The following is a 20,855-nucleotide window of genomic DNA, read 5'->3' as shown; positions in this document are numbered from 1 at the left end:
AATGGAGAGAACTAGACGGCTATATGCCGTTTTGGAAGCATTCAATTCAACATAGCTCTAAAACGCAACAATCCTCAAACCCTTTTCAAGTTATGTTTTGGAAGCATTCAATTCAACATAGCTCTAAAACCTCGTAGAAAAAATTTTTTCTGACAAAGTTTCGTAATCGCGCGATTCGTTCATAGCAAAACTTCAGAATTGAATACTTATTTTCTTTTATTCTACCATACTACCATCTATTAAAAAATAATCATTATCTAAGATTGTTTGTGTGATTCCTGCAATTTTTCTTGGTTCGATAAAAAGAACATCCATGTTACATAAAGAAATATAAGATCGTATTTCTTCTATTTCTTTCAACGTTAAATACGAACAAACATTGATAAAGATTAATAGTTTCTTTTTTGTCAGATACTTAAATACTTGTAAAATCTCGATTATTTTTTCATAAATCGTATCACTCGTCGTTTCTATTTTGACTCCTAACGCCTTGAATAATTCTAAAATCGTGATCTCATCACTTTCCAAGTCCATCTCATGGTCTAATAATTCATACTCAATCAGTTCACTGATCGTATCTGTCAATTTAGTGATCATCGACTTCACTTCTGGCTTTTCGTTCAATTGTCTTTCTAAATCTGAATAAATCAATTTCAGTGTCGCGGCTGAATTGATGTCAAAGCCCAAAATATCTGTTATCATCATCAATTCGCTTTCTTTAATCGTTTCATGCCGTTCATTGAATAACTTCACTTCACCATTTTCTTTATAGGTGTACAGCTGTTGGATCATTTTAGCAAACACCGTCACGTCTTCTATGATAAAAAAATTCGCATGCTCAAATTTCATTGGCTGATCAAGTAATGAAAAATTAAGATTCATCATTGAACTCCTCTCCTAAAAAGATCACTCGGTCATCTAGATTCCCGATACTTTGATCTTTTTCACCAGTCAAATAAATCATTCGACCAAATTGCTTTTCTGTTACTGTAAGGATCGTGATCAACCCTTTCTTAGGATTATTCCCTTTTAAACGACCGATCATTACCTGATTGGCGGTATTGTTAAGCAGGAGTTTACTATAGACGGAAAACTGATGCATGATGAAGCCTTCACTGATCAAAAATTTTCGAAAACGACGATAAGCTTTGCGGTCATCGACGGTTTCAGTTGGCATATCGAACATTAATATCATTCTCATATAGCGATAACTCATATTCCGAAGTGTGGAACTCCTTTCGCTTCTTTATTTAATGCTTTGATTACTTTCTTTGTATAATCTGCAACGATATTTGTCAGGAACATCTCTTTTTTCTCATAAGAATAATTCGTTAAGAACAGATCGAATAATCTGCGTTTGATTATTGGAAATTCTTTCTCACGTACCTCGTACACGATTTGATCGACTAATGGGCGAAACGGCTCCATTAAATCACTGGCTAAGTTAAAGTCATTAAACTGATTGGCATGTTTCAACCCAAATTGAGTCATGCAACCATTCTTGACGATTTCTCGAGCAAATAGACTCATCAATAAAGTATATCCATAATCTAATCCAGCATTGATTGCATTGTCTGCTTCTCTAGTGAATTTATTTCCAAACAATGTTTGGAAATAAATTCTGGCTGCATGGCCTTCTCGATTGGTTGGATCTAGTAATTGTAAACTGGCAGTCAACTGAGCAATTGCTTCTGCTTTTTCAGTAAATAAACGCTTTTCTAAAAAACGTTGCTGATTGTTGATTTTCTGTGTGATGATCTCAGTCCAAACACTCGCTTTGTCATCTTTCTTCCATTCGATTTGCCGAGTCAATTGTAAACTGCTATCATGCCGACTATAAAATGGCTGCAATTTTGCAGTAGGTAATCGTTTGTCATCACAGAACAAGACAAGGACTTTTTCATCCACTAAACGCTTGAGCAACATTGTAGTAATCGTGATATCCGTAGTTTCTAATAATAGAACATCGATTTCTGACAAGTGGATTTTTTCTGTTCTTTCTGCGTTCCTAAAAATCAAATGATTGTTTGTATAGGTCAATTTTGAATGTGTATTGATTACAAGCGTTCTCCATCCCATAACTTCCTTACCTCCACTCGCCTTTCATATAATCCAGTAACCGATTGGTAGATAATGGTTGCTTCCCAAATGTCGGTCAAACTCTTATATCTTTTTAATATCTTAATATCAAAAAACTTAAACTCAACAGAAGCACCAAATAACGTAAATTTCAATAAAGATAAAATAGCATCTATCATTTCTTTCAGATCTACCTCTTTATTTTTTTCATAGGCAACTTTTATTTTTTCAAGATGTTGAGGAGCCAAAATATAACGCACCCCAAAGTCAGAGATAAAATCAAAAATGTCATTAAACCCTTCTTTATGCGCATTGACATAATCAAAACTCACTTTATGATTGATTTCATCGTAATGTCTTGCATGATAAAGCAATGTAACTAGATTTTCAGGTAAAATCAATGAGTTAGCTTTTTGCGTTTCTTGATGACTCGCAATCATTCTCCGATATCCACCTTGTGCTTCGAATAATATATATTTAGGCAATATCAGCCATTGTTTTACGCCCTCATAGCCTTTTGTTTTTAGAAACTCTCGTGGGTCTTGTTCGAATCTCAATTGTTCCATAACGGTAATTCCTTCGATTCCTTTGGTTACCTTCTTCTGTTTTCCTTTTTCAAAGATAAAAATCACCGTATATGCCACAAGTGGGCTACCATAGCCACCATATTTCAAAGGATCTAATGATGCTTTTCTTGGAATTAGTTTTTCTGGATTCGCTTTTGAATTAATTGTTTCCTTATAGAATCCACCTTTTTGTTTTTCTACTTTCTTAACGATATTCACTTGGTGTGCGCCAATCGTCTTCTTGATTGTTGAGAGATCACGTTTTTTATTCCAAATCACTTCACCTTGCTCATCACAAATGATTTCTTCACTTTCAAAAAATTTCATGATATTAGAATAGAATTCTTTTTTTGCAGTTGCTTTATTGATCTGGTTGATATCCCCTTTGATATAACTTCCGTAGACAAATTCTGGTGCCAACTTAGGATATTTTTTTAGTAAAGTCATTGCGACTACTCCGTTTAAATAAGCGTCGTGGGCATGGTGGTGATGATTGATCTCTCTCACCTTATAAATATCGAACATCTGACGGAATTGGCTTGTCAACGTTGATTTCAAGGTAATGATACTTGTTTTCTCAGTCGCACTTACTTCTTCTGGTAAATTAAAATGCTGATGTAACAGATTGGCAACATGTTTCGTTATCTGTCTTGTTTCGACTAACTGGCGTTGGATAAATCTTGCCTTGTCTGCCTCGGTCAGATTTTGTTTTGTAAGATTGGCTAGTTTTTTGTCACTGATCAATTTTGCTTGATGTAGCTTTTCCCAATGTGATCGCATTCTTTTGACAACAAGTGGGTCCGGGGCATTATCTAACTTTCCACGATTGACTTTTGATGAAACTAGGACCTTATTATCTAAAGAATTATCAACAATAAAACTTCTAGGAATAATATGGTCAATATCATATTCTGATAAACGATGAATCTCTAGTGGTTCACCTGTATACATATCTTTTCCATTTTGCAAATAATATAAATACAGTCGATCTTTTTGTAGCGCTTGATTATCTGTTGGATAGTCTTTCAACAATGGACTGTCGATATTCTTCAATGCTTCTTCTAAGGCTTTTAAGCGGGGTCTTGAACGGCTTGTTCTTTGATTCTCACGTGCCATTTCAATCACTATGTTCTTAGGTGCCTTACCGATGATACCAATGATTTCTTCGACGATTTTGATACTTTGCCAAATCCCTTTTTTGACCGCAGGACTTCCTGGGATAGCCTTCACTTGATCAAGCAATACGTTTGAGTCGCTCATGATCAATTCATTAGCAATCGTTTCTTTAAACGAAAGATGATCATCATTGATTAGTTGCATGAAATTTCGATTACGATTGCAAGGAAAATCATCATCATCGATCAAATAATCAAGAATGGTTTTCCGGGACTGCTTCTCTCGCATTCCTTGGATCATTTTTTCCGATAGCCGTCCCCAACCAGTATAATGTTTTTTTGCTAATTTCTTGATAGCTGGAAGACCTAAGACAGTTTCGTACGGTTTCAGTTGTTCCCTAATCATTTCTCTGTCTTCAAAAATCGTCAAAATTTTGATAATTTCTTCAAACATCGTTGTCATATCGGGATCATCTAATAATGTATCCATCTGATCTGATAATTTCAACAAATCATGATAGGTGCTATAAGAAGCATTGAATGACGTTTCAATTCCTTTGATTTCAGTTGAATCGATCTGCTCGTTCAACTCTAAAAATTTCCTCAATTGTTTTTCTGTTACTCTTGGATGTTGCTTGAACAACTCGTTAAAAATCTTGCGTTTTTGTTCACTTGAAAAATAGTGAGATTTGCCACGTTCATCCGTATAACTGACTTTTGTCAATTCATTGAAGATCATGAATCTTTGATAAATCAAACTTTGTTTTGGTAAAACTTTTTCCTTTGGTAAATACGTATCTTGATTTGTCATTCGCTCAATAAATTCAATGGCTGAATTTTCTTTATCAACCACTTCTGCAAAATTCCATGGAGTGATTTGGCTCGGACTCTTACGTTTGATCCAAGCGAAAGGACTTTGACCTTCTTGTGCCAACGGTCCTACGTAATATGGGATTCGAAACGTCAGTAGTTTCTCGATTTTTCCTTGTGCCCCTTTTAGAAAAGGATAAAAACGTTTCTGCCGATCCATAATTTCTCTCATTTCAACTAAATGGATTTGATGAGGAATCACCCCATTTGCAAAGGTACGTTGTTTCAATAGATAGATCTCTAGATCAATTTTTTCCATGATTGATTGGCTTTCCTCTAATCCAGCTAGTTCTGTTCTTAGAAATTTATAAAAATCTTCTTGTGTCGCTTTCCCCTTGACATACCCAGCGTATCCATTCTTACTGCGATTCTTAAAGAAATCATCGTACTTTTTAGGTAAGTCTCTACGGACTAGTTCTTTTAATTGTTTAAGGTCTCGTTGGTGCTCTTCAAAGCGCAACTTCATATTCGCAGACAACTTAGCTTTCGTTTCATCATCTGACTTAGAAAGGATTTGCGAAAGTAAAATCGCATCATACACACCCTTCGCTTTTAAAAATAATTCTGCATAATCGTCACTTGTTTTTTCTAGCAGTTCATTTAAATCCTCTTCATAACAATCACGAGTAAAATTCAACTTCATTTCTTCTTCTAAATCAAACGTCTTTTTAAAATTTGCTTGATTTCCGACCATTAGTTTAAGGAATTGAGCAAAATTTCCAGTACTTTTTTCAGATGGATAATAAGCTAATACTTTTTCCACTCGTTTTGCCTTAGATAGCCGCTCTGTCAAAATAGGGACAGCATCATCCAAATCTCCTATAGGTTCTGGAAAGAACTGTTGGTATGCTTGTAAAAATTGCTGATAATTTTCGGTTACCGAGGTATTTTCAGTATCTAATTCTCCTTCAAACAAAAAGTGCCCTCTGTACTTCAAGCAATGGGCAATCGCTAAGTACACTAAACGAATATCTGCTTGTTCTTTTGAGTTTGCTAGATCATGCCTCAAATGGTAGATGGTCGGATATTGACGATGATAATTTTTTTCCTCCGACAATGTAGCAAAAACAGGAAACTTAGCAAATCGTTTGTCTGCTTCCACACGATCTCCTTCTTCTAGCCGAGCAAAAAAATTGGGATCTTTTTTATGTATCTCTTCTGCAAAAATATCTTGTAATGCTAAAACTCTTTGACGTCTTCGTGCGATCCTACGACGGTTCGTTCGTTTGATCCGTCGAAATTGTGCAGTTTTACCTTCTTCGAATAAACGTGCACCCCAAAAATTCTTTTTTATTTTCTTTCTATTCGAGTCTCCTTGAATACTCATTTTTCTTGCGACTAATCGATAATCATCCGTCAACACTGCCCATCCAACCGAATTTGTCCCAATATCTAATCCAATCGTATACTCTTTTTCCATACTTAAATCCTCACCTCTCAACATGATAAAAAAACAAAATCAAAAATATTGTTGTAAGTCTGACAATCTATGCTATAATAAAACCATTGGTAGCATTCAATTCAATATAGCAAGTTAAAATAAGGCTTTGTTCGTCATCAGCTTCTAGGAGCAAGCGCTGTCTCGGCGCTTTTTTTGACTTCATCCGTCTAAAAACTATACAAAAACAACTATGATACCCTTTTCATTCATCCTATCACACTCTTTTCTCAAAATCATCATAATAATAAAAAAAACCAAAATGACTGATCCTAGTTGATTATCCACTGGAAGAATATTTTAAATAATCAAACCACCTTTTTTTAAATAACAAAAATGAGATTCAATTACTTGTATCTATTAGTCGATGAAACATATTCTTTCTCTCTAAACCAGAAACTACGAAGTTTTTTCAAGAAATCAGCAAATGTTGGTTCTATTTTTTTCAGCCATTATCTCTTTCCCCTTTTTTGCCTCAGTGATCGTCACTAATTCTTCTTTGATTCATTTAACATTTTCTTACACTTTATTGTGAAAAACAGACACTTCCTCTAAACTGTCAAAAATCCAGGTTGCTTCCTTACCCTATCATTTGGCTTATTTTTCTAAACGCTTTATGCTTTGAAGTAGAAACAGTTCACAAACCAAAAGGAGGTTTTTTTATGAGCAAGAAATGGTTGAAAGTAGGCATTGGCTTAGGACTAGTCGCTATAGGTGCTGTTTATCTTGGCAAAAAAACAGGCTTACTAGAAGATGATCGTCACCTTTATGATGAATTTGAATCCATCTAGAAAAATCGCTGTGAAAATGAATTGGTAAATATTGGAGGAACGCATGATGCAAAAAAAGAAAGCAATTATGATTGGTGCAGGAATCGCGAATATGGCAGCTGCTGTTTATTTGATCCAAGAAGGCAAATGGCGTGGAGATCAAATCACTTTCTACTCCTTAGATGACCATGGATCAAATGATGGCGCTCCTGTGGACACAGTGACTGATGAATATTGGAACAAAAATCACCCATTAGAAAATCAAAAAGGCTACGTTGCACGTGGTGGACGTATGCTGAATTACCGTACGTATGTCGATTTGATGGATCTACTCAGTCGTATCCCTTCTGCCACAGAACCGGGCATGACAGCCGAAGAAGATACACGAGATTTCGATGCCAAACATCCGACATTTGATAAAGCTCGCTTATTGGAAGGTGGCAAGGGAATCGTTGATGGCGGTAAATTAGGCTTCAATAATAAAGATCGCGTATTATTAACGAAACTAATCGCCATGCCTGATTCAGAAGAAGAAAAATTAGATAATGTGACGATTGCTGAGTATTTCAAAGATGATCCCCATTTCTTTGAAACAAACTTCTGGTTTATGTGGGAAACGACTTTTGCTTTTCGAACACGTAGTTCTGCACAAGAATTACGTCGCTATATGCACCAAATGATTTATGAGTTTACTCAAATCGAGCATTTAGTTGGGGTCAATCGAACACGCTATAATCAATACGAAAGTATTATGTTGCCACTGATCAATTATTTGAAAGAACAAGGTTGTAAAATCATTTTGAATCGTCGTGTCGTTGACTGGGAATTCAAAGAAACAGCGATGCAAGATGAAATCACTGTGACTGGCTTGAAGATGATCAATACAAAAACACAAGAAGAAGAACATGTCGTTGTTGATGGAGATACTGGCGTATTATTTACAAATGGTTCGATCACTGATTCGGCAACACTTGGCGACTACGAAACACCCGCAGAGGAAAATATGGATTACGGTGCTGCTTCGAGTTTGTGGAAAAAAGCCAGTGAAAAATTCTACAATTTAGGCAATCCAGATAAATTTTTCGCAGATCGTGATGCAAGTGAATGGGTCAGCTTTACGTTGACAACGAAAAATCATGTGTTGCTAAATGAGATCACACGTATCACGACACAAGAACCAGGTAATGCGTTGAATTCATTTATTTCAACAACACCGATTACCCCACTTGGTCAAAAAGATGTCAATATGTCTATCGTCGTGCATCACCAACCGCATTTCACTTCACAAAAACCGAATGAAACAGTGATTTGGGGCTACTTCTTGTATCCAAGACGTCGTGGTGAATTTGTCGACAAAGAGTATATTAAAATGAACGGAAAAGAAATGTTAGAAGAATTACTTGGTCAGCTTTCAAAAGTTGATCCTGGTCCAGTAAACATTCGCGAAAAAGAAACCGAAATCTACGATAGTGTCATCAATAATATTCCAGTTTACATGCCATATGCTTCTGCCTTATTTAACAATCGTGCGAAAAGTGATCGACCAAAAGTCATTCCTAAACATTCAACAAACCTTGCCTTTACTGGTGAGTTCGTTGAACAGCCTTATCAAATGATCTTTACCGAACAAAGTGCTGTTCGTTCAGGAGAAATTGCGGCATTCCATTTTGCAGGTATTCCAATGTCACGTTTGGTGAAAACACCACGTTATGACAAAGATATCCCTACGTTGATGCGTGCAGCGAAAAAAATGTTTGATTGAGGTTCACTAAAGGAATTCACTTTCCTGTGCTACTTCAGTCCTAAAACAAAAGTCCTCCACCTATGGAAATAGGAGGAAGACTTTTGTTTTTTCGCTATTTTTGATTTTGTCCGACAGTTCTTTTTTTGTTTTCTCTTTTTGCAAGGAGCCATGCGAAGCCGCCCACAACAATCTCACTTCCTCCGATCAATAAAACAATCAGGGTAAAGTTAGTGAGATATATTCGCATCAAGCCTTGAAGTGACTCCATTTGCTCCTCCGTCTGCAAAATCTGCGCATAGTATAAAGTTGCGGCAAATGCTAGACTTATCAGTCCAGCGCCCATCAGACTACACGCAAATTTTTTGATACGCGAACGGATAGAGCCTGGATTGAAATAAATGAACCCTGCTAAGATCAATAAGCTCACACTCACAATGCCCCAAGCATAGTGAAGTACCTGGTGGCTCAGGTCATTGATTCCTCGAATAAAAAGATGCAGATAACTTGGTTGGACACTTCGTTCAAAGATCCCGCCGATCATATGTAAAGCGAGTTCTTCTCCCGCAATCCCTTCTTCAATATTGATCTCATGTTCTGTTTTATATGTATGGATCGTCTCTTTGATATGTTCTTCCAGCTCCGTTTCTTGGATCAAGCTTGGTTGCTTGTCACGATAAGTTTCTTTGACAAAATGCTCGATATTATTTTTGACTAATTCCTCAGATATACTGTCGGCAAGCACCTCTGGAGTGACTCTTGCTTCTTGGTGATAGCTCTGGACACGACCATTGATCTCTTTCGTTACCTTTTGTATGTAGTTTGCTTGTTTGATTTGTTCATTCATAAATCCTTCATTTGCTAAAGACGTATAAAAAAGTCCGCCAATCGACAAAAAAAAGAGCCAGACTGTACACACAACTCCTATAATTATTTTGATTAATCGACTATTTCTCATTTCTCTCCTTTCCTAGGTCAGCACAAAAAATTGTTCTTTTACGTTTTATTTTGTTGAAAATCAACTACTATAATTATAACTTTCAGTCAATAAAACTACAACTTCCTTTTTTCGTCAAAAGTTATTTTATTGTTTTAAACTAAAACTAAAAGCGCGTTTCATTGTGAAAAAAAGTAACATTCCCTTAGAATGAGTTTATAAATAACTATCGTTAGTTTTATTAACGAAAACAGGAGAGGAGCACTACGATGAAAGCAGTCACTTGGCAAGGAAAGCAAAAAATGGAAATTAGAAATGTTGATGATCCAAAAATTTTAGCACCAACCGATGCAATCATCCGTATCACTGCGACAGCGATTTGTGGATCTGATCTCCATCTTTATCACCATGGGGAATCCGTTATGGAAAAAGGCTATGTCGTTGGACATGAACCTATGGGGATTGTTGAAGAAGTTGGTTCTGAAGTGAAAAAGTTAAAAAAAGGACAACGTGTAGTTATTCCTTTTAATATTAGTTGTGGTCATTGCCATTTTTGTACAAACCATATGGAAAGTCAGTGTGATAATTCCAATCAGGAAGAATTATACGGCGGATTATTCGGTTTTGGTAAATTGAACGGAAATCACTGGGGTGGGCAAGCAGAGTATCTTCGGGTACCTTTCGCCGACTCTACGTCATTTATCGTTCCAGATAATGATTTACCTGATGAAAAAGTTTTATTTTTATCTGATATTTTACCCACCGCTTATTGGAGCGTTGCAAATGCAGGGGTTAAAAAAGATGATACAGTCGTCGTCTTAGGTTCAGGTCCTGTTGGTTTATTTGCACAAAAATTTGCTGTGATGGCAGGAGCAAAACGTGTCATTGCGGTCGATCCAGTCAAACACCGATTAGACAAAGCAGTCCGCTATAATCAAATCGAAACCTATCTATTAGACGATGTGAACCAAGCCGGAGATGATTTATATGAGTTAGCTCGTGGCGGTGCAGATGTCATCATTGATTGTGTCGGAATGGATGGTTTAGAGCCAACAAAAGAAAAAGCTAAAAATTTAGTTAGCTTACAAAGTGGAACGATCTCACCTATCCAAATGGCTGCTAAAGCGGTCAAAAAATTTGGTACAGTGCAAATCACTGGTGTTTATATGACACCTGCTTCTTCCTATCCACTTCAAGAATTCTTTATGCGCAATATTGACGTCAAACATGGGCAAGCACCAGTTGTCCATTTGATGCCAAAAATTTATGACATGATTGCAGAAGGACTGTTTGATCCAACTCAAATCATCACTCATTCGATGCCGTTAGAAGAAGCGGCTCGAGCATACGAGATTTTTGATAAAAAAGAAGATAAAAATATCAAAGTTGTCTTGAAACCGTAGAAATAAAAACTAGTTAGGTGATTTTATATGCCAAGAATCAAACGAAATACCCATGATGTCGAGATTGGCAAAGAAGAAGATATTGAGATCCGCGGACGGCGTTTTCGCTTGTATTTCCAAAATCGTTACACATTGATTTCTTTAGCGGTTGATTTACTCACAGGGATTTTTTATGTCTTAGGGAGTATTGCTTTACTCACGAAAATCCCTGATTATTACAGTAATTACTTGTATTTAGCAGGCGCCATCTTCTTGACCACTCGCCCCATCTTACGTATCGTGCGAAATGTCTTTATTTACGATGAAAAGAAACAACGAAGAGAACAAGCGAAAAAAGAGAAGCATGAGATTTGATTCAACATCTCATGCTTCTCTTTATGTTGTTGTAGTGATTTGATACAACCGGGCAGTTGTTCCACCTTCTTCCTTGACCATAGTTAAAAATGAACAATCATATCGTTCATAAAAAGAAGTGTGGTCTGTCATCAAATAAAGTTTTTTGAATCCTAATCGATGCATCTCTTCTCTGGTTTGTTCTAATATCCATTTTGCTAATCCCTGATTCCGATGCTCCGGTTCAACATATAAAGTACACAGATTAGGTGCTAAATCTGGGCGGTCGTGGAAGTCATTTTCGATGACACCTGCTCCTCCAACGATTGCACCTTTTTCATCGAGAATGACATACCATTGAGGAATACTTTCCTTCTCGATGATTCCAGTACGTATACTTTCCGCATAAACCTCAGCAGGAATGCCCCACTTTGAGGAAAACCAACTTGCGGTTTCTTCCAGTAATTCTGGGTGTTCATTTAATTTGATCCATTGATACATATTCAACTTTTAAACCTCCATTCATTATTCATGCGTCGTGTAAAACAGATGCCTAAGCATGTTTATCTATGTTTGAATTTTTGCTTCTTCTTCCGACCTAAGCTAGAATAGATGTCAAAGGAGTGAGCGAGATGATTGCACACAAAAGAGACGGACTCCATGTAGTTTAAGCAAATAAAAAAATTACATGGAGGAATCAAACATGACAAATATTTACGATGATCAACAATTTTTTGACCAATACAAAGAAATGCCTCGTAGCAAAAATGGCTTACAAGGTGCTGGAGAATGGCCCACGCTTGCAACTATCTTCCCCAACCTCCATGGACAAACAGTCCTTGATCTTGGATGTGGCTATGGGTGGCACTGTCGTTACGCTGCTTCGCAAGGGGCAAAAAAAACATTGGTGTCGACTTGTCTGAGAAGATGCTAGAAGAAGCTAGAGCTCGAACAAACGATACCACGATCAGTTATATGCAAGACGATATTTCAACGATCCGGTTTGCCAAAGACTCATTTGATTTCGTGTTCAGTTCTTTAGCTATCCATTATGTAGAAAATTGGGAACAACTCGTCCAGCATGTCCATCACTTTCTAAAACCAAATGGTCAATTTCTTTTTTCAGTTGAACACCCTATTTTTACAGCAGATGGTCGGCAAGACTGGATTTATACAGACAACGGTCAGATCATGCACTTTCCAGTTAATCATTATTTTGACGAAAGGGAGCGTGACACAAACTTCCTAGGATCTTCTGTAAAAAAATATCATCGAACGATTACAACTTATCTTGAGACATTATTGTCTAATGGCTTTCAAATCAACCATGTGCTTGAACCAATACCACCGTCACATATGTTAGATATGCCTGGTATGAAAGACGAATTAAGACGTCCGATGATGTTGATTATTTCTGTGACAAAAATGTAGCGGCGAATCATCGATCCAAACATTCTTAGTCCATCTGCACAAATTTTATTGAGCGTCTGGAAATAGGGTGTCCCTATTTCCAGACCTTTTTCATCGACTAGAAAATGATTTATGCCCTTCAAGCTTTCAATCACTTTCTATCACTGAGTTTTTGATTTCTTCTTGTTTCTTTTTAGCGAATTTAGCTAGTACCAATTCATAAGAAATCAAAATCATTTTCTCGATTTCCTCGTCTGACAATTCATCTTTGCCTAACATGATCGAATTCCAATGTTTCTTATTGGCATAGTAACCAGGTATAATGATCTCAGGGTACATCGTTCGTAATTCCTCGTTTTTTTCTGGGAAATGTTTTAACGTGATCAATGCTTTTTCATTCGCTTCTGGACTCATCATCCCAAACTGTTTACCATCTAAATCAAAATAAAGCGTTTTCCAATCTTCGCGAAAATATACCCTAGCTCCTGGAAGGGTGTTCCCATATACTTGGAATCGTTCGATCCTTTTTTGAATATCTGTTGTATTCATATGCTATCCTCCTATTCAAAAAAAATACTTACAAAAACTATACGTTGCTTTCTGAAAAATAGCAATGATAACAGTAATAACACAAAAAACGGAAAGCAATCACTTGCTCTCCGTTTTTTATTTTTACGCGTTCAATTCTTTTTTCATTTCTTGGATCGTTGCTACTTTAACGAATGGTAGATAGATCAGAATTGAAATCAGTAAGTTGACCGCAGATAACACTGCGCCTGAAAGACTGTTTGTTGCTAAAAATCCGCCGATCACTGGTGGTGTTACCCATGGTGGCATTACTGTCGCTGCTGGTACAAGTCCTGTTGATGTCGCAAAGTACGCAACAGTTACTAAAACCATTGGTGTTAAAATAAATGGAATAAACATCACTGGATTCAAAACGATTGGTAGACCAAACATTGTTGGTTCGTTGATATTGAATACTCCTGGTGCAATCGATAAGTTCGTTACGACCATATAAGGTTTGTTTCTACGTCCTACTAAATAGATCGCAATCAGTAATCCTAGTGTCGCACCTGTACCACCTAAATTGACAAAGCTGTCAAAAAAAGGTTTATTGACGATAAATGGTGCACTTTGACCGTTGGCAATCGCTTCGACGTTTGCTTGGATTGCTGGCGCATTGATGGTTTGCATCAATGGATCGACCATGTTTGCTCCATGTAATCCGAAGAACCAAAGGAACGGTGTAATAAATGCAAGCAATAATGCAGATGGGTAAGAGTTAGCAAGCCCCATAAATGGTTCTTGAACCACCGTGTAGAATGCGCCAACAATATCAGCAACACCGAATGCTGCAAAAATCGCAGCGATTAGTGCGAAAAATGAGATCGTGATCATTGCTGGTAATAATGACGCAAATGCTTTTGCTACTGCTGGTGGCACTCCGTCTGGCATTTTTATGATCAATTTTTCATTTCCACTTAAACGAACAAAAATCTCTGTTGAAATAATTCCGACAATAATTGCAATAAATAATCCGTTTGAACTCATACCTAAAGCGCCGCCTAGTGCGAAGAATGAACCTAATGAAATCACTCCAGCAGATACGCCATCTTTACGGTAACCGTTTGCTAAATGATAAGCTAATAAGAACGCAATCAAAACAGAAAGAATCGCAAACGTTCCGTTCCAAGCAGCCGCACCGAATCCTTTCCATGCTTCACCACCAAAAATCGAATTCATCAATTCTTGGAATCCAGGGATCGGTAAGTTATTGATCATTACAGCTAAAGCGCCTAAGATCATTAATGGCATACTGACCATAAAAGCGTCACGAATGGCCACTAAATGGCGTTGTGCACCGATTTTTGATGCGACTGGTATAAAGTGTTTCTCCATAAATGCTACAAAGCTATCCATATCTTTTCCTCTTTTCTCCTTTAAAAAACTTTTATTTAAGCATCTATACGACGGTATAGATCAATGATTTCTTTTGCTAAATCTGTAAACGCGATCGATGTCATCAAATGATCTTGACTATGAACGGTTAACAAAGTAACTTCCATGTGTTCCCCTTGTGCTTCTTGTGTTAATAACCCTGTTTGCGAATGATGCGCTTGAACCAATGATTCTTCTGCATCTTTGATTTTTGCATCTGCTAATTCAAAGTCACCTTTTTTCGCAGCAGCAATCGCTTCCATTGCATCGCTTTTTGCGTTGCCACCGAACATGATCAAACCCATGATCGCTTCTAAATTTTTTTGATCTTCCATTTTCTTTCCTCTTTTTCTTGTTTTTATTTATTGATCAATGATTCTGCTTGTTCCAATACTTTTGCCCCGTTCATCATGCCATAGTCTTGCATGTTGATAACATCTAACGGAATCCCTTTTGGTGCTAGTTTTTCAGCAAATTGACTTTGCATGAAACGTACTTGTGGCCCTAATAATAAAACGTCTACATTTTTTGATTCTAGTTGGCTATCAGCTTCTGATGCTGAAACTGCAAAGATGTCCGCTTCTACACCTTTTTCTTCTGCTGCTTTTTGCATTTTTGTCACTAATAAACTTGTACTCATTCCTGCAGAGCAGACAAGCATGATTGTTCTTTTCTCCATTTTGAACACTTCCTTTTCTTCTTCTTACATTTTTATATAATGCAAGTATCGTGCCAACTTTGAAATCGCTTTACCACTTTGATATAAAAGGGTTTTCATGTTGTTTTTTATCAAACACACTCTAATTTTTCTATCGCACACTATTTTTAGTGTGCAAAAAAAAGAATGGAACACCAGAAACTACCAAGTAAAAAGTAAGTCTGCTCCTCACTTGGTAGATTTCAATGATTGCTTGCTAGAATTAATCAACAAGTAGTTACTTCGTTGATTGATTTTTTGATTCAATCGCATCGATTCTTCTCATAAATTTCAATTCTTGTAACACTTCTATAGAAGTAACACGTTTTTTTGCCAAGACTTCAAATTTTTGTCGTTTGTAAGCCCATACGATTTTATCTAAAAAATCAGTATTTATAAACTGAAATTATTGAAAAAACCATTTTTTTAACTTTTGATCATCAACAGTTTGCTAACTATTGCATTGACCTTTTGCGTCTACATACTATTTGAACTAGAAAATGCGCGAATAAATGCCCATCAGACCATTCTCGAGTTTGTTGAACAGGTCAAAGAACCAAAAAATCGTTTGGAATAACTAACAGGACCATTCAAGTAAAAAAAGGGGATTGTTTTCTTGTATACCTGGGAAATGGTCAACTTCAAAAAAAGAAAGGGCCATATATCTTAATATGGCTGCTTTTATGTGTCGTTTTTACTTATTCACTTCATCGCTATCACTTTCGTCAAGTTACTAGAACATCAATTTAGCCAACGGCAATATTGTGATCGTAGACAAGTTTTCGGCACTCACACGTTATATCATCATCGCTATTCAGCGATCCTCTACGGATGAAATCATTAAAAGAATCATCGGAATCCCAGGAGATTCTATAAAAGTACATAACAATGAACTGACCTTGCATTTGGGAAACGAGCCACATTCTCCTACAGAGATTTTTTGGCTGAGTCCAGAAGTAGTTGCGCAAATGAACCATTCACAAAAAAAATAAGTGAGCTAACGCTAGAAACAGCCATAGTGTCAGAAAACAAAACAGGAACCGATAGCTACTCGTCCCCCGAATCTTTAATACAAACCGGAGAGGATAGACGTATTTTGTATGTTAAGGCTCTTTCTGCTGCGTCGGAAACGAATTTGAAACAAATAGAAAAGGAACAAAAAAGCAAGACGATAAAACCTTCACTTTAGAAGAACAAGAAGGTAAGCTATTGTACCAAGTAAAAATGAAGAAAAACAAGCTACGCCGTCTGTCTCTACATCACCTCTCAAACACAAGATATGATAGCATAAGCAAGAGGAGGTCGGAACAGAAGTATTCAGCCTCGATAAATAAGGCGCCAGCCACGAAAATTGTTCTACAAATTTTCGTGGCTGGCGCCTTATTTCCGAAGAGGTTACTTCTGTCCCTGCCGTTTATTCGGTTTTAGAATATGCATGAGGACTAATCCCCCAGACACGCTTGCTTTTGTTGTATCCACTTCAACGTGATTTTCTCACACGTTAATTTTCTGCCAAAATCGTTTCGATCGTTGCTAGTTCTTCTGGTGCAAAGACGAGATTATCTTTCATTTTGACACTTTCCTGCAACTGACTCAAACGGCTAGCACCGACTAAAACACTTGTCACTGATGGTTGTCGCACATTCCACGCCAATGCCATCTGAGCCAATGTTTGTCCTCTCGCTTCCGCCACTTCCTGTAACTGTGTAATTTTACGTAGTGTCGGTGCAATCTGTTCTTCTGAAAGAAAAGGGATTTCTTTTCGATGCGCACGTGATTCTTCAGGAATACCATGTAAGTAGCGATTCGTTAACAAGCCTTGTGCTAATGGACTAAACGTGATTGCACCTAGTCCATTTTCAGCAAGGACAGGTGCTAAGTCCGTCTCAAGCAATTCTCTTGAGAACAGATTGTAACGCATTTGATGGATCACGAAGGGCGCATCTTTTTTGCGTAAAATTTCCGCCATTTTCTGCGTGTCCGCCCCATTGTAGTTAGAGATACCGATATAAAGGGCCTTTCCTTGTCGAACTAATTGCATCAATGCCTCTGCGGTTTCTTCCAAAGGCGTTTCAGGATCTGGACGATGATGATAGAAAATATCCACATAGTCCAAACCCATACGTTTCAAACTCTGGTCACAACTGGCAATGATCGACTTACGAGACCCCCCATTGCCGTAAGGCCCATCCCACATATAATAGCCTGCTTTACTAGAGATAATCAGTTCATCTCGATAGGGTTTGAGATCCTCTTTAAAAAGTCGTCCAAAGTTTGTTTCAGCTGCTCCAGCAGGTCCACCATAATTATTGGCTAGATCAAAATGGGTGATGCCTAAATCAAAAGCCCCCTTTAAAATTTCCCGCTGATTACTGATGGGATCATATTCCCCAAAATTTTGCCATAATCCTAAGGAAAGTAAAGGCAGTTTTAATCCAGATTGACCGCTTTTACGATACTCCATGTTTTCATAACGCGTTTTATCAGCTACATACATTTCATTCACTCCTTATTTTATGATTATCACAGAAGTCTTCCACTCCAAAAAAATAAAGAGTTACTTCTGGAATGCCGTTTTTCATTTTCAAGGATAGCAGATGACTACTGACCAAGATTTTTTAGCCATCTCTATTTCAAGTCCCCATAGATTACTTTCAAATTTATATCTCTTCAATAGAAAACGCTACCAAAATTATGTTGCTTGTTTTAGTTCTTCGCTTTTTTTCCCCAATTGGTAGTCATTTTTTGCAAAAATGCTAATTGACGACGAGTTTGTTTTATTTTTTTGTAACGTTTTGGTTGCTTCCGATAAAATTGCTGATGGTAATTTTCTGCCGGCCAAAAAGCTGTCGCTGGTAAAATAGCCGTAACTATCGGTTTTCTGTAGCGACCTGATGCGCTTAATGCTCGTTTCGACGCTTCAGCAGTTTTTTGTTGCTCTTCATTTTGAACAAAAATGATTGGACGATATTGTTCTCCGCGGTCTTGGAATTGTCCAAATTCATCCGTCGGGTCCGTTACTTGCCAGTAAATCTCGACTAGCTCTTGATAACTGATCAATCGCTTATCAAATATGATCTCCACTGCTTCCACATGACCGGTATAGCCGCCACTGACTTGGTCATAATTAGGGGAATCAAACTGCCCGCCTGTGTATCCAGACATCACAGAAATAATTCCTGCTTTTTTCTCAAAAGGCTCTACCATACACCAAAAACAACCGCCAGCAAACACTGCTCGTTCTTGAACTGTCGGATCTGTCAGTTCGTGTTTAGAAAAATCATACCGCGCTTCCCCTAACGGATCGCCGACCATTTGCAAATAGAAATCCATGACATCTGGAGTTAGATTTTGTCGTAAAGCCAATGGTCGCAAAGAAACTTCCAACTTTTCAAGTACCTCTTTTAGAGAAACAGAAGTTGCTAACTCTTCTTTCGCTGTCATTAGTTGTTGTCGCTCCCAGTCTCGCGTGTTTGGGTTTAAAATCAAATTGTAGAGAGTGGTGATTTCTTCCTCTTTCTTCATCGGGTCTCCCCCTCCCAAAGTGTCCACTGCCGATCCAAGGAAACAGGAAAAAGCTGAGATTGCTTTTCCCCTATTTTCTTTGAATCATTTAACATCCCTTAATAATACACTTCATCTAGAAAAAGCGCATGTGCGGGAACTGTCTCGCCTGCTTGCTGTCTGACTTTCGTTTCAAAAATCGTATCGATCAAAGATAAATCAGCTTTACCTGAACCAATATCTAAAATCGTTCCCATTAAGATCCGTACCATTTTATACAAAAAACCATCCCCTACAAATGTAAAATGAAGCATATTACCTTCTTGTTGGACCGATAATTTTTCAATTGTACGTACTGTTGATTTTTTTGTTTTTTTCAATGCTGAAAATCCAATAAAATCATGTTTTCCTTCTAGTTTCCGACAAGCTTCTTCCATTTTCTCCAAATCAAGTGCCTTCGGATAATCAAAACTATGGTTTCTTTCAAACACTGTTGGAATTGGAGCATTCCAAACGTAGTAACTATATTTTTTCCCTTTTGCATTATATCTAGCATGAAAACGTTCAGGTACTTCTTCCACTTTTTTTACCACAATATCTCTTGGCAAATAACGATTAAGAAAATCCAGCATCTCCATTCGACTCATTGTACTAGCTGTTTTGAAATTAGCTACTTGACCTCTGGCGTGTGTTCCAGCGTCTGTTCGGCCAGAACCGATAATCTCAATCGTTTCCCCGGTCATTTGCGAAATGATCGCTTCGATTTTTCCTTGGATCGTTTTTTCATCATTACCAAGTCGCTGCCAACCAGAATATCTTTTTCCATCATATTCGATCGTTAATTTTATATTTCTCATGTATTCTCCTTCTATTGGATCAAATGATCCATTGTTTTCATTTAGTGTCAGTATAGCAGATAACACCATCTTCTTCTCAAAAAAAAAACGCAATCCAGAGATTTCTCTGTTTTGCGTTTTTTTCTTTTATAATTTTGATCAACCTAAGAATTTGAAGACTTCTTCCCGGTCGTAAAGTTTCAAGACTTTTTCAAATACCAATTGCGTAAATAAAGCAGCCGCGACTGGTACGACGAACCAACAAATCAACACCATCACGATATTTAGTCCAGCATCTAATGAAGCAAGAGGGCCAACTAAACCTACGATCCCAAAGCCCGCAGAAGCTGGTGTTCCTGATACAGAGAAAAGTGCGACAGGTATCGCTGTGATAACCGCACTTACTAAACATGGAAGCAAGATGATCGGTTTACGGAATAAGTTCGGCATCATCATCTTCATCGCACCTAACGCAATCGCGATCGTGACACCTGATTTATTGACACGCCAAGAATTGACGATCAACACAAATGTTGTGGCTGCAACACCCATAGCAGCAGCTCCTGCAGAAACTCCATCCAATTGGATCGCTAAACCAATCGCAACTGTTGAAATCGGTGAAATGATCAAAAAGGCAAATGAACAACCGATCAAAATAGACATCAAAATAGGTTGCAATGTCGTAAAGTTATTGATACCTTCACCAATTGCAGAGGTGATCGCTGTCACATAAGGGAATAAATAAAACCCAATAAGACCTGCGCCCACACCGACTACGATTGGTGTCAATACGATTGCGACTGAGCCAAAGCGGTCACCGATCAATAGGATCAGACCAACAGCAATCGCTGCAGTGATCATCGTATTGATGATATCTCCTGTACCTGCCCCTACATATACTCCTGCTTCACCAAGGTCTGGCATAAAGCGGACAACACCAGAGCCGACAAATGCAGCACCAGCTACTACCATCATTTGCATCGGATTAAACCCAAATTGTAACCCGATTAAACCACCAATGATCAACGGTGTCGCTAATTGGAAGATCACAGCTAGTTGTGCGATCGTCACAGCAACAGGATATTCACTGAAATACTTTAAAATAGCTCCTAAAACAGCATTTGGAATCAGTCCTACGATGATCCCTGTTGCTGTTCCAGCTAATACTTTGTTCAAAAAAATTCTTGGCGTTAATTTATTCGTCGTATCCATTTA

19 protein-coding genes and 1 pseudogene are annotated in these 20,855 nt (G+C 37.6%); 6 read left to right on the top strand and 14 right to left on the bottom strand.

Going from position 1 to position 20,855, the window contains the following annotated elements:
- Positions 1–216: 216 nt before the first annotated feature.
- From csn2 to cas9, 4 genes are read right to left on the bottom strand one after another with little or no spacing between them, the layout of a single operon-like run.
- On the bottom strand, positions 217–882 hold the full coding sequence (gene csn2 / locus ACH0AK_RS01835) for a type II-A CRISPR-associated protein Csn2 (protein ID WP_041684361.1): 666 nt from the start codon (positions 880–882) through the stop codon (positions 217–219).
- Complete coding sequence (gene cas2, locus ACH0AK_RS01830; RefSeq protein WP_023519019.1) at positions 872–1,216, bottom strand: CRISPR-associated endonuclease Cas2; 345 nt, start codon at positions 1,214–1,216, stop codon at positions 872–874. The genes csn2 and cas2 overlap by 11 nt, the downstream gene beginning before the upstream one ends.
- Positions 1,213–2,079 (bottom strand): type II CRISPR-associated endonuclease Cas1, encoded by an 867-nt coding sequence (gene cas1, locus ACH0AK_RS01825; protein ID WP_023519018.1) that lies wholly within the window; start codon positions 2,077–2,079, stop codon positions 1,213–1,215. Before cas1 ends, cas2 begins: the two co-directional genes overlap by 4 nt.
- The gene (gene cas9, locus ACH0AK_RS01820; protein WP_023519017.1) at positions 2,058–6,050 is read right to left on the bottom strand and encodes a type II CRISPR RNA-guided endonuclease Cas9; all 3,993 of its coding nucleotides are present in this window, start codon (positions 6,048–6,050) and stop codon (positions 2,058–2,060) included. Before cas9 ends, cas1 begins: the two co-directional genes overlap by 22 nt.
- Before the next feature lie 680 nt (positions 6,051–6,730).
- On the opposite strand from cas9, the gene ACH0AK_RS01815 reads away from it, so the two are divergent.
- Both ACH0AK_RS01815 and ACH0AK_RS01810 read left to right on the top strand, forming a co-directional pair.
- Complete coding sequence (locus ACH0AK_RS01815; RefSeq protein ID WP_010736477.1) at positions 6,731–6,859, top strand: hypothetical protein; 129 nt, start codon at positions 6,731–6,733, stop codon at positions 6,857–6,859.
- 46 nt (positions 6,860–6,905) lie between these two features.
- Positions 6,906–8,600 (top strand): oleate hydratase, encoded by a 1,695-nt coding sequence (locus tag ACH0AK_RS01810; protein ID WP_062805806.1) that lies wholly within the window; start codon positions 6,906–6,908, stop codon positions 8,598–8,600.
- 94 nt (positions 8,601–8,694) lie between these two features.
- Here the strand turns inward: ACH0AK_RS01810 and ACH0AK_RS01805 are convergent, their stop codons facing one another.
- On the bottom strand, positions 8,695–9,537 hold the full coding sequence (locus tag ACH0AK_RS01805) for a hypothetical protein (protein WP_023519015.1): 843 nt from the start codon (positions 9,535–9,537) through the stop codon (positions 8,695–8,697).
- Positions 9,538–9,785: 248 nt separating this feature from the next.
- Here ACH0AK_RS01805 and ACH0AK_RS01800 point away from each other — a divergent pair, with 248 nt between their 5' ends.
- Together ACH0AK_RS01800 and ACH0AK_RS01795 are read left to right on the top strand one after the other, a co-directional pair.
- On the top strand, positions 9,786–10,919 hold the full coding sequence (locus ACH0AK_RS01800; protein ID WP_062805808.1) for an alcohol dehydrogenase catalytic domain-containing protein: 1,134 nt from the start codon (positions 9,786–9,788) through the stop codon (positions 10,917–10,919).
- Positions 10,920–10,946: 27 nt separating this feature from the next.
- Positions 10,947–11,273: a YrhK family protein gene (locus ACH0AK_RS01795; protein WP_010736481.1), complete on the top strand. Its 327-nt coding sequence runs from the start codon at positions 10,947–10,949 to the stop codon at positions 11,271–11,273.
- Positions 11,274–11,294: 21 nt separating this feature from the next.
- On the opposite strand, the gene ACH0AK_RS01790 is transcribed toward ACH0AK_RS01795, so the two are convergent.
- Positions 11,295–11,753: a GNAT family N-acetyltransferase gene (locus ACH0AK_RS01790; RefSeq protein ID WP_175401355.1), complete on the bottom strand. Its 459-nt coding sequence runs from the start codon at positions 11,751–11,753 to the stop codon at positions 11,295–11,297.
- A gap of 202 nt (positions 11,754–11,955) precedes the next feature.
- Between ACH0AK_RS01790 and ACH0AK_RS01785 the strand changes: the two are divergent.
- Positions 11,956–12,683, top strand: a pseudogene (locus ACH0AK_RS01785) (class I SAM-dependent methyltransferase).
- Positions 12,684–12,809: 126 nt separating this feature from the next.
- Here ACH0AK_RS01785 and ACH0AK_RS01780 read toward each other — a convergent pair.
- The 4 genes from ACH0AK_RS01780 to ACH0AK_RS01765 form a co-directional block, all read right to left on the bottom strand.
- Complete coding sequence (locus ACH0AK_RS01780) at positions 12,810–13,211, bottom strand: MmcQ/YjbR family DNA-binding protein (RefSeq protein ID WP_010736484.1); 402 nt, start codon at positions 13,209–13,211, stop codon at positions 12,810–12,812.
- Between the two features lie 123 nt (positions 13,212–13,334).
- Positions 13,335–14,585 carry a PTS sugar transporter subunit IIC gene (locus ACH0AK_RS01775; RefSeq protein WP_023519010.1) on the bottom strand — a complete coding sequence of 417 codons (1,251 nt, stop codon included), beginning with the start codon at positions 14,583–14,585 and terminating at the stop codon, positions 13,335–13,337.
- Positions 14,586–14,620: 35 nt separating this feature from the next.
- Entirely contained in the window at positions 14,621–14,938 is a 318-nt protein-coding gene (locus ACH0AK_RS01770) for a PTS lactose/cellobiose transporter subunit IIA (RefSeq protein ID WP_010736486.1), read from the bottom strand.
- Positions 14,939–14,961: 23 nt separating this feature from the next.
- Positions 14,962–15,282, bottom strand: coding sequence for a PTS sugar transporter subunit IIB (locus ACH0AK_RS01765; protein ID WP_010736487.1), 321 nt, complete (start codon positions 15,280–15,282; stop codon positions 14,962–14,964).
- A gap of 758 nt (positions 15,283–16,040) precedes the next feature.
- On the opposite strand from ACH0AK_RS01765, the gene ACH0AK_RS01760 reads away from it, so the two are divergent.
- On the top strand, positions 16,041–16,292 hold the full coding sequence (locus ACH0AK_RS01760; RefSeq protein ID WP_080674302.1) for a S26 family signal peptidase: 252 nt from the start codon (positions 16,041–16,043) through the stop codon (positions 16,290–16,292).
- 509 nt (positions 16,293–16,801) lie between these two features.
- Here ACH0AK_RS01760 and ACH0AK_RS01755 read toward each other — a convergent pair.
- From ACH0AK_RS01755 to ACH0AK_RS01740, 4 genes are all read right to left on the bottom strand, one after another.
- Positions 16,802–17,797 (bottom strand): aldo/keto reductase, encoded by a 996-nt coding sequence (locus tag ACH0AK_RS01755; RefSeq protein WP_023519008.1) that lies wholly within the window; start codon positions 17,795–17,797, stop codon positions 16,802–16,804.
- 209 nt (positions 17,798–18,006) lie between these two features.
- Positions 18,007–18,825 carry a peptide-methionine (S)-S-oxide reductase MsrA gene (gene msrA, locus ACH0AK_RS01750; protein ID WP_023519007.1) on the bottom strand — a complete coding sequence of 273 codons (819 nt, stop codon included), beginning with the start codon at positions 18,823–18,825 and terminating at the stop codon, positions 18,007–18,009.
- 98 nt (positions 18,826–18,923) lie between these two features.
- Entirely contained in the window at positions 18,924–19,661 is a 738-nt protein-coding gene (gene truA / locus ACH0AK_RS01745; protein ID WP_023519006.1) for a tRNA pseudouridine(38-40) synthase TruA, read from the bottom strand.
- Positions 19,662–19,799: 138 nt separating this feature from the next.
- Positions 19,800–20,852, bottom strand: a complete 1,053-nt coding sequence (locus ACH0AK_RS01740; protein WP_010736492.1) for a PTS sugar transporter subunit IIC — start codon at positions 20,850–20,852, stop codon at positions 19,800–19,802.
- Positions 20,853–20,855 lie beyond the last annotated feature (3 nt).

Origin of the sequence: Enterococcus pernyi, assembly GCF_045371165.1 — a bacterium.
GTDB classification, from domain to species: Bacteria; Bacillota; Bacilli; order Lactobacillales; family Enterococcaceae; genus Enterococcus_B; species Enterococcus_B pernyi.
Note: the sequence above shows the minus strand (reverse complement) of the source record. Positions and strands in the feature narration are given on the sequence as shown.

Coding starts and splice junctions, on each gene's coding strand:
- csn2 (WP_041684361.1), bottom strand. CDS start 882: ATGAATCTTAATTTTTCATTACTTGATCAGCCAATGAAATTTGAGCAT.
- cas2 (WP_023519019.1), bottom strand. CDS start 1,216: ATGAGTTATCGCTATATGAGAATGATATTAATGTTCGATATGCCAACT.
- cas1 (WP_023519018.1), bottom strand. CDS start 2,079: ATGGGATGGAGAACGCTTGTAATCAATACACATTCAAAATTGACCTAT.
- cas9 (WP_023519017.1), bottom strand. CDS start 6,050: ATGGAAAAAGAGTATACGATTGGATTAGATATTGGGACAAATTCGGTT.
- ACH0AK_RS01815 (WP_010736477.1), top strand. CDS start 6,731: ATGAGCAAGAAATGGTTGAAAGTAGGCATTGGCTTAGGACTAGTCGCT.
- ACH0AK_RS01810 (WP_062805806.1), top strand. CDS start 6,906: ATGCAAAAAAAGAAAGCAATTATGATTGGTGCAGGAATCGCGAATATG.
- ACH0AK_RS01805 (WP_023519015.1), bottom strand. CDS start 9,537: ATGAGAAATAGTCGATTAATCAAAATAATTATAGGAGTTGTGTGTACA.
- ACH0AK_RS01800 (WP_062805808.1), top strand. CDS start 9,786: ATGAAAGCAGTCACTTGGCAAGGAAAGCAAAAAATGGAAATTAGAAAT.
- ACH0AK_RS01795 (WP_010736481.1), top strand. CDS start 10,947: ATGCCAAGAATCAAACGAAATACCCATGATGTCGAGATTGGCAAAGAA.
- ACH0AK_RS01790 (WP_175401355.1), bottom strand. CDS start 11,753: ATGTATCAATGGATCAAATTAAATGAACACCCAGAATTACTGGAAGAA.
- ACH0AK_RS01780 (WP_010736484.1), bottom strand. CDS start 13,211: ATGAATACAACAGATATTCAAAAAAGGATCGAACGATTCCAAGTATAT.
- ACH0AK_RS01775 (WP_023519010.1), bottom strand. CDS start 14,585: ATGGATAGCTTTGTAGCATTTATGGAGAAACACTTTATACCAGTCGCA.
- ACH0AK_RS01770 (WP_010736486.1), bottom strand. CDS start 14,938: ATGGAAGATCAAAAAAATTTAGAAGCGATCATGGGTTTGATCATGTTC.
- ACH0AK_RS01765 (WP_010736487.1), bottom strand. CDS start 15,282: ATGGAGAAAAGAACAATCATGCTTGTCTGCTCTGCAGGAATGAGTACA.
- ACH0AK_RS01755 (WP_023519008.1), bottom strand. CDS start 17,797: ATGTATGTAGCTGATAAAACGCGTTATGAAAACATGGAGTATCGTAAA.
- msrA (WP_023519007.1), bottom strand. CDS start 18,825: ATGAAGAAAGAGGAAGAAATCACCACTCTCTACAATTTGATTTTAAAC.
- truA (WP_023519006.1), bottom strand. CDS start 19,661: ATGAGAAATATAAAATTAACGATCGAATATGATGGAAAAAGATATTCT.
- ACH0AK_RS01740 (WP_010736492.1), bottom strand. CDS start 20,852: ATGGATACGACGAATAAATTAACGCCAAGAATTTTTTTGAACAAAGTA.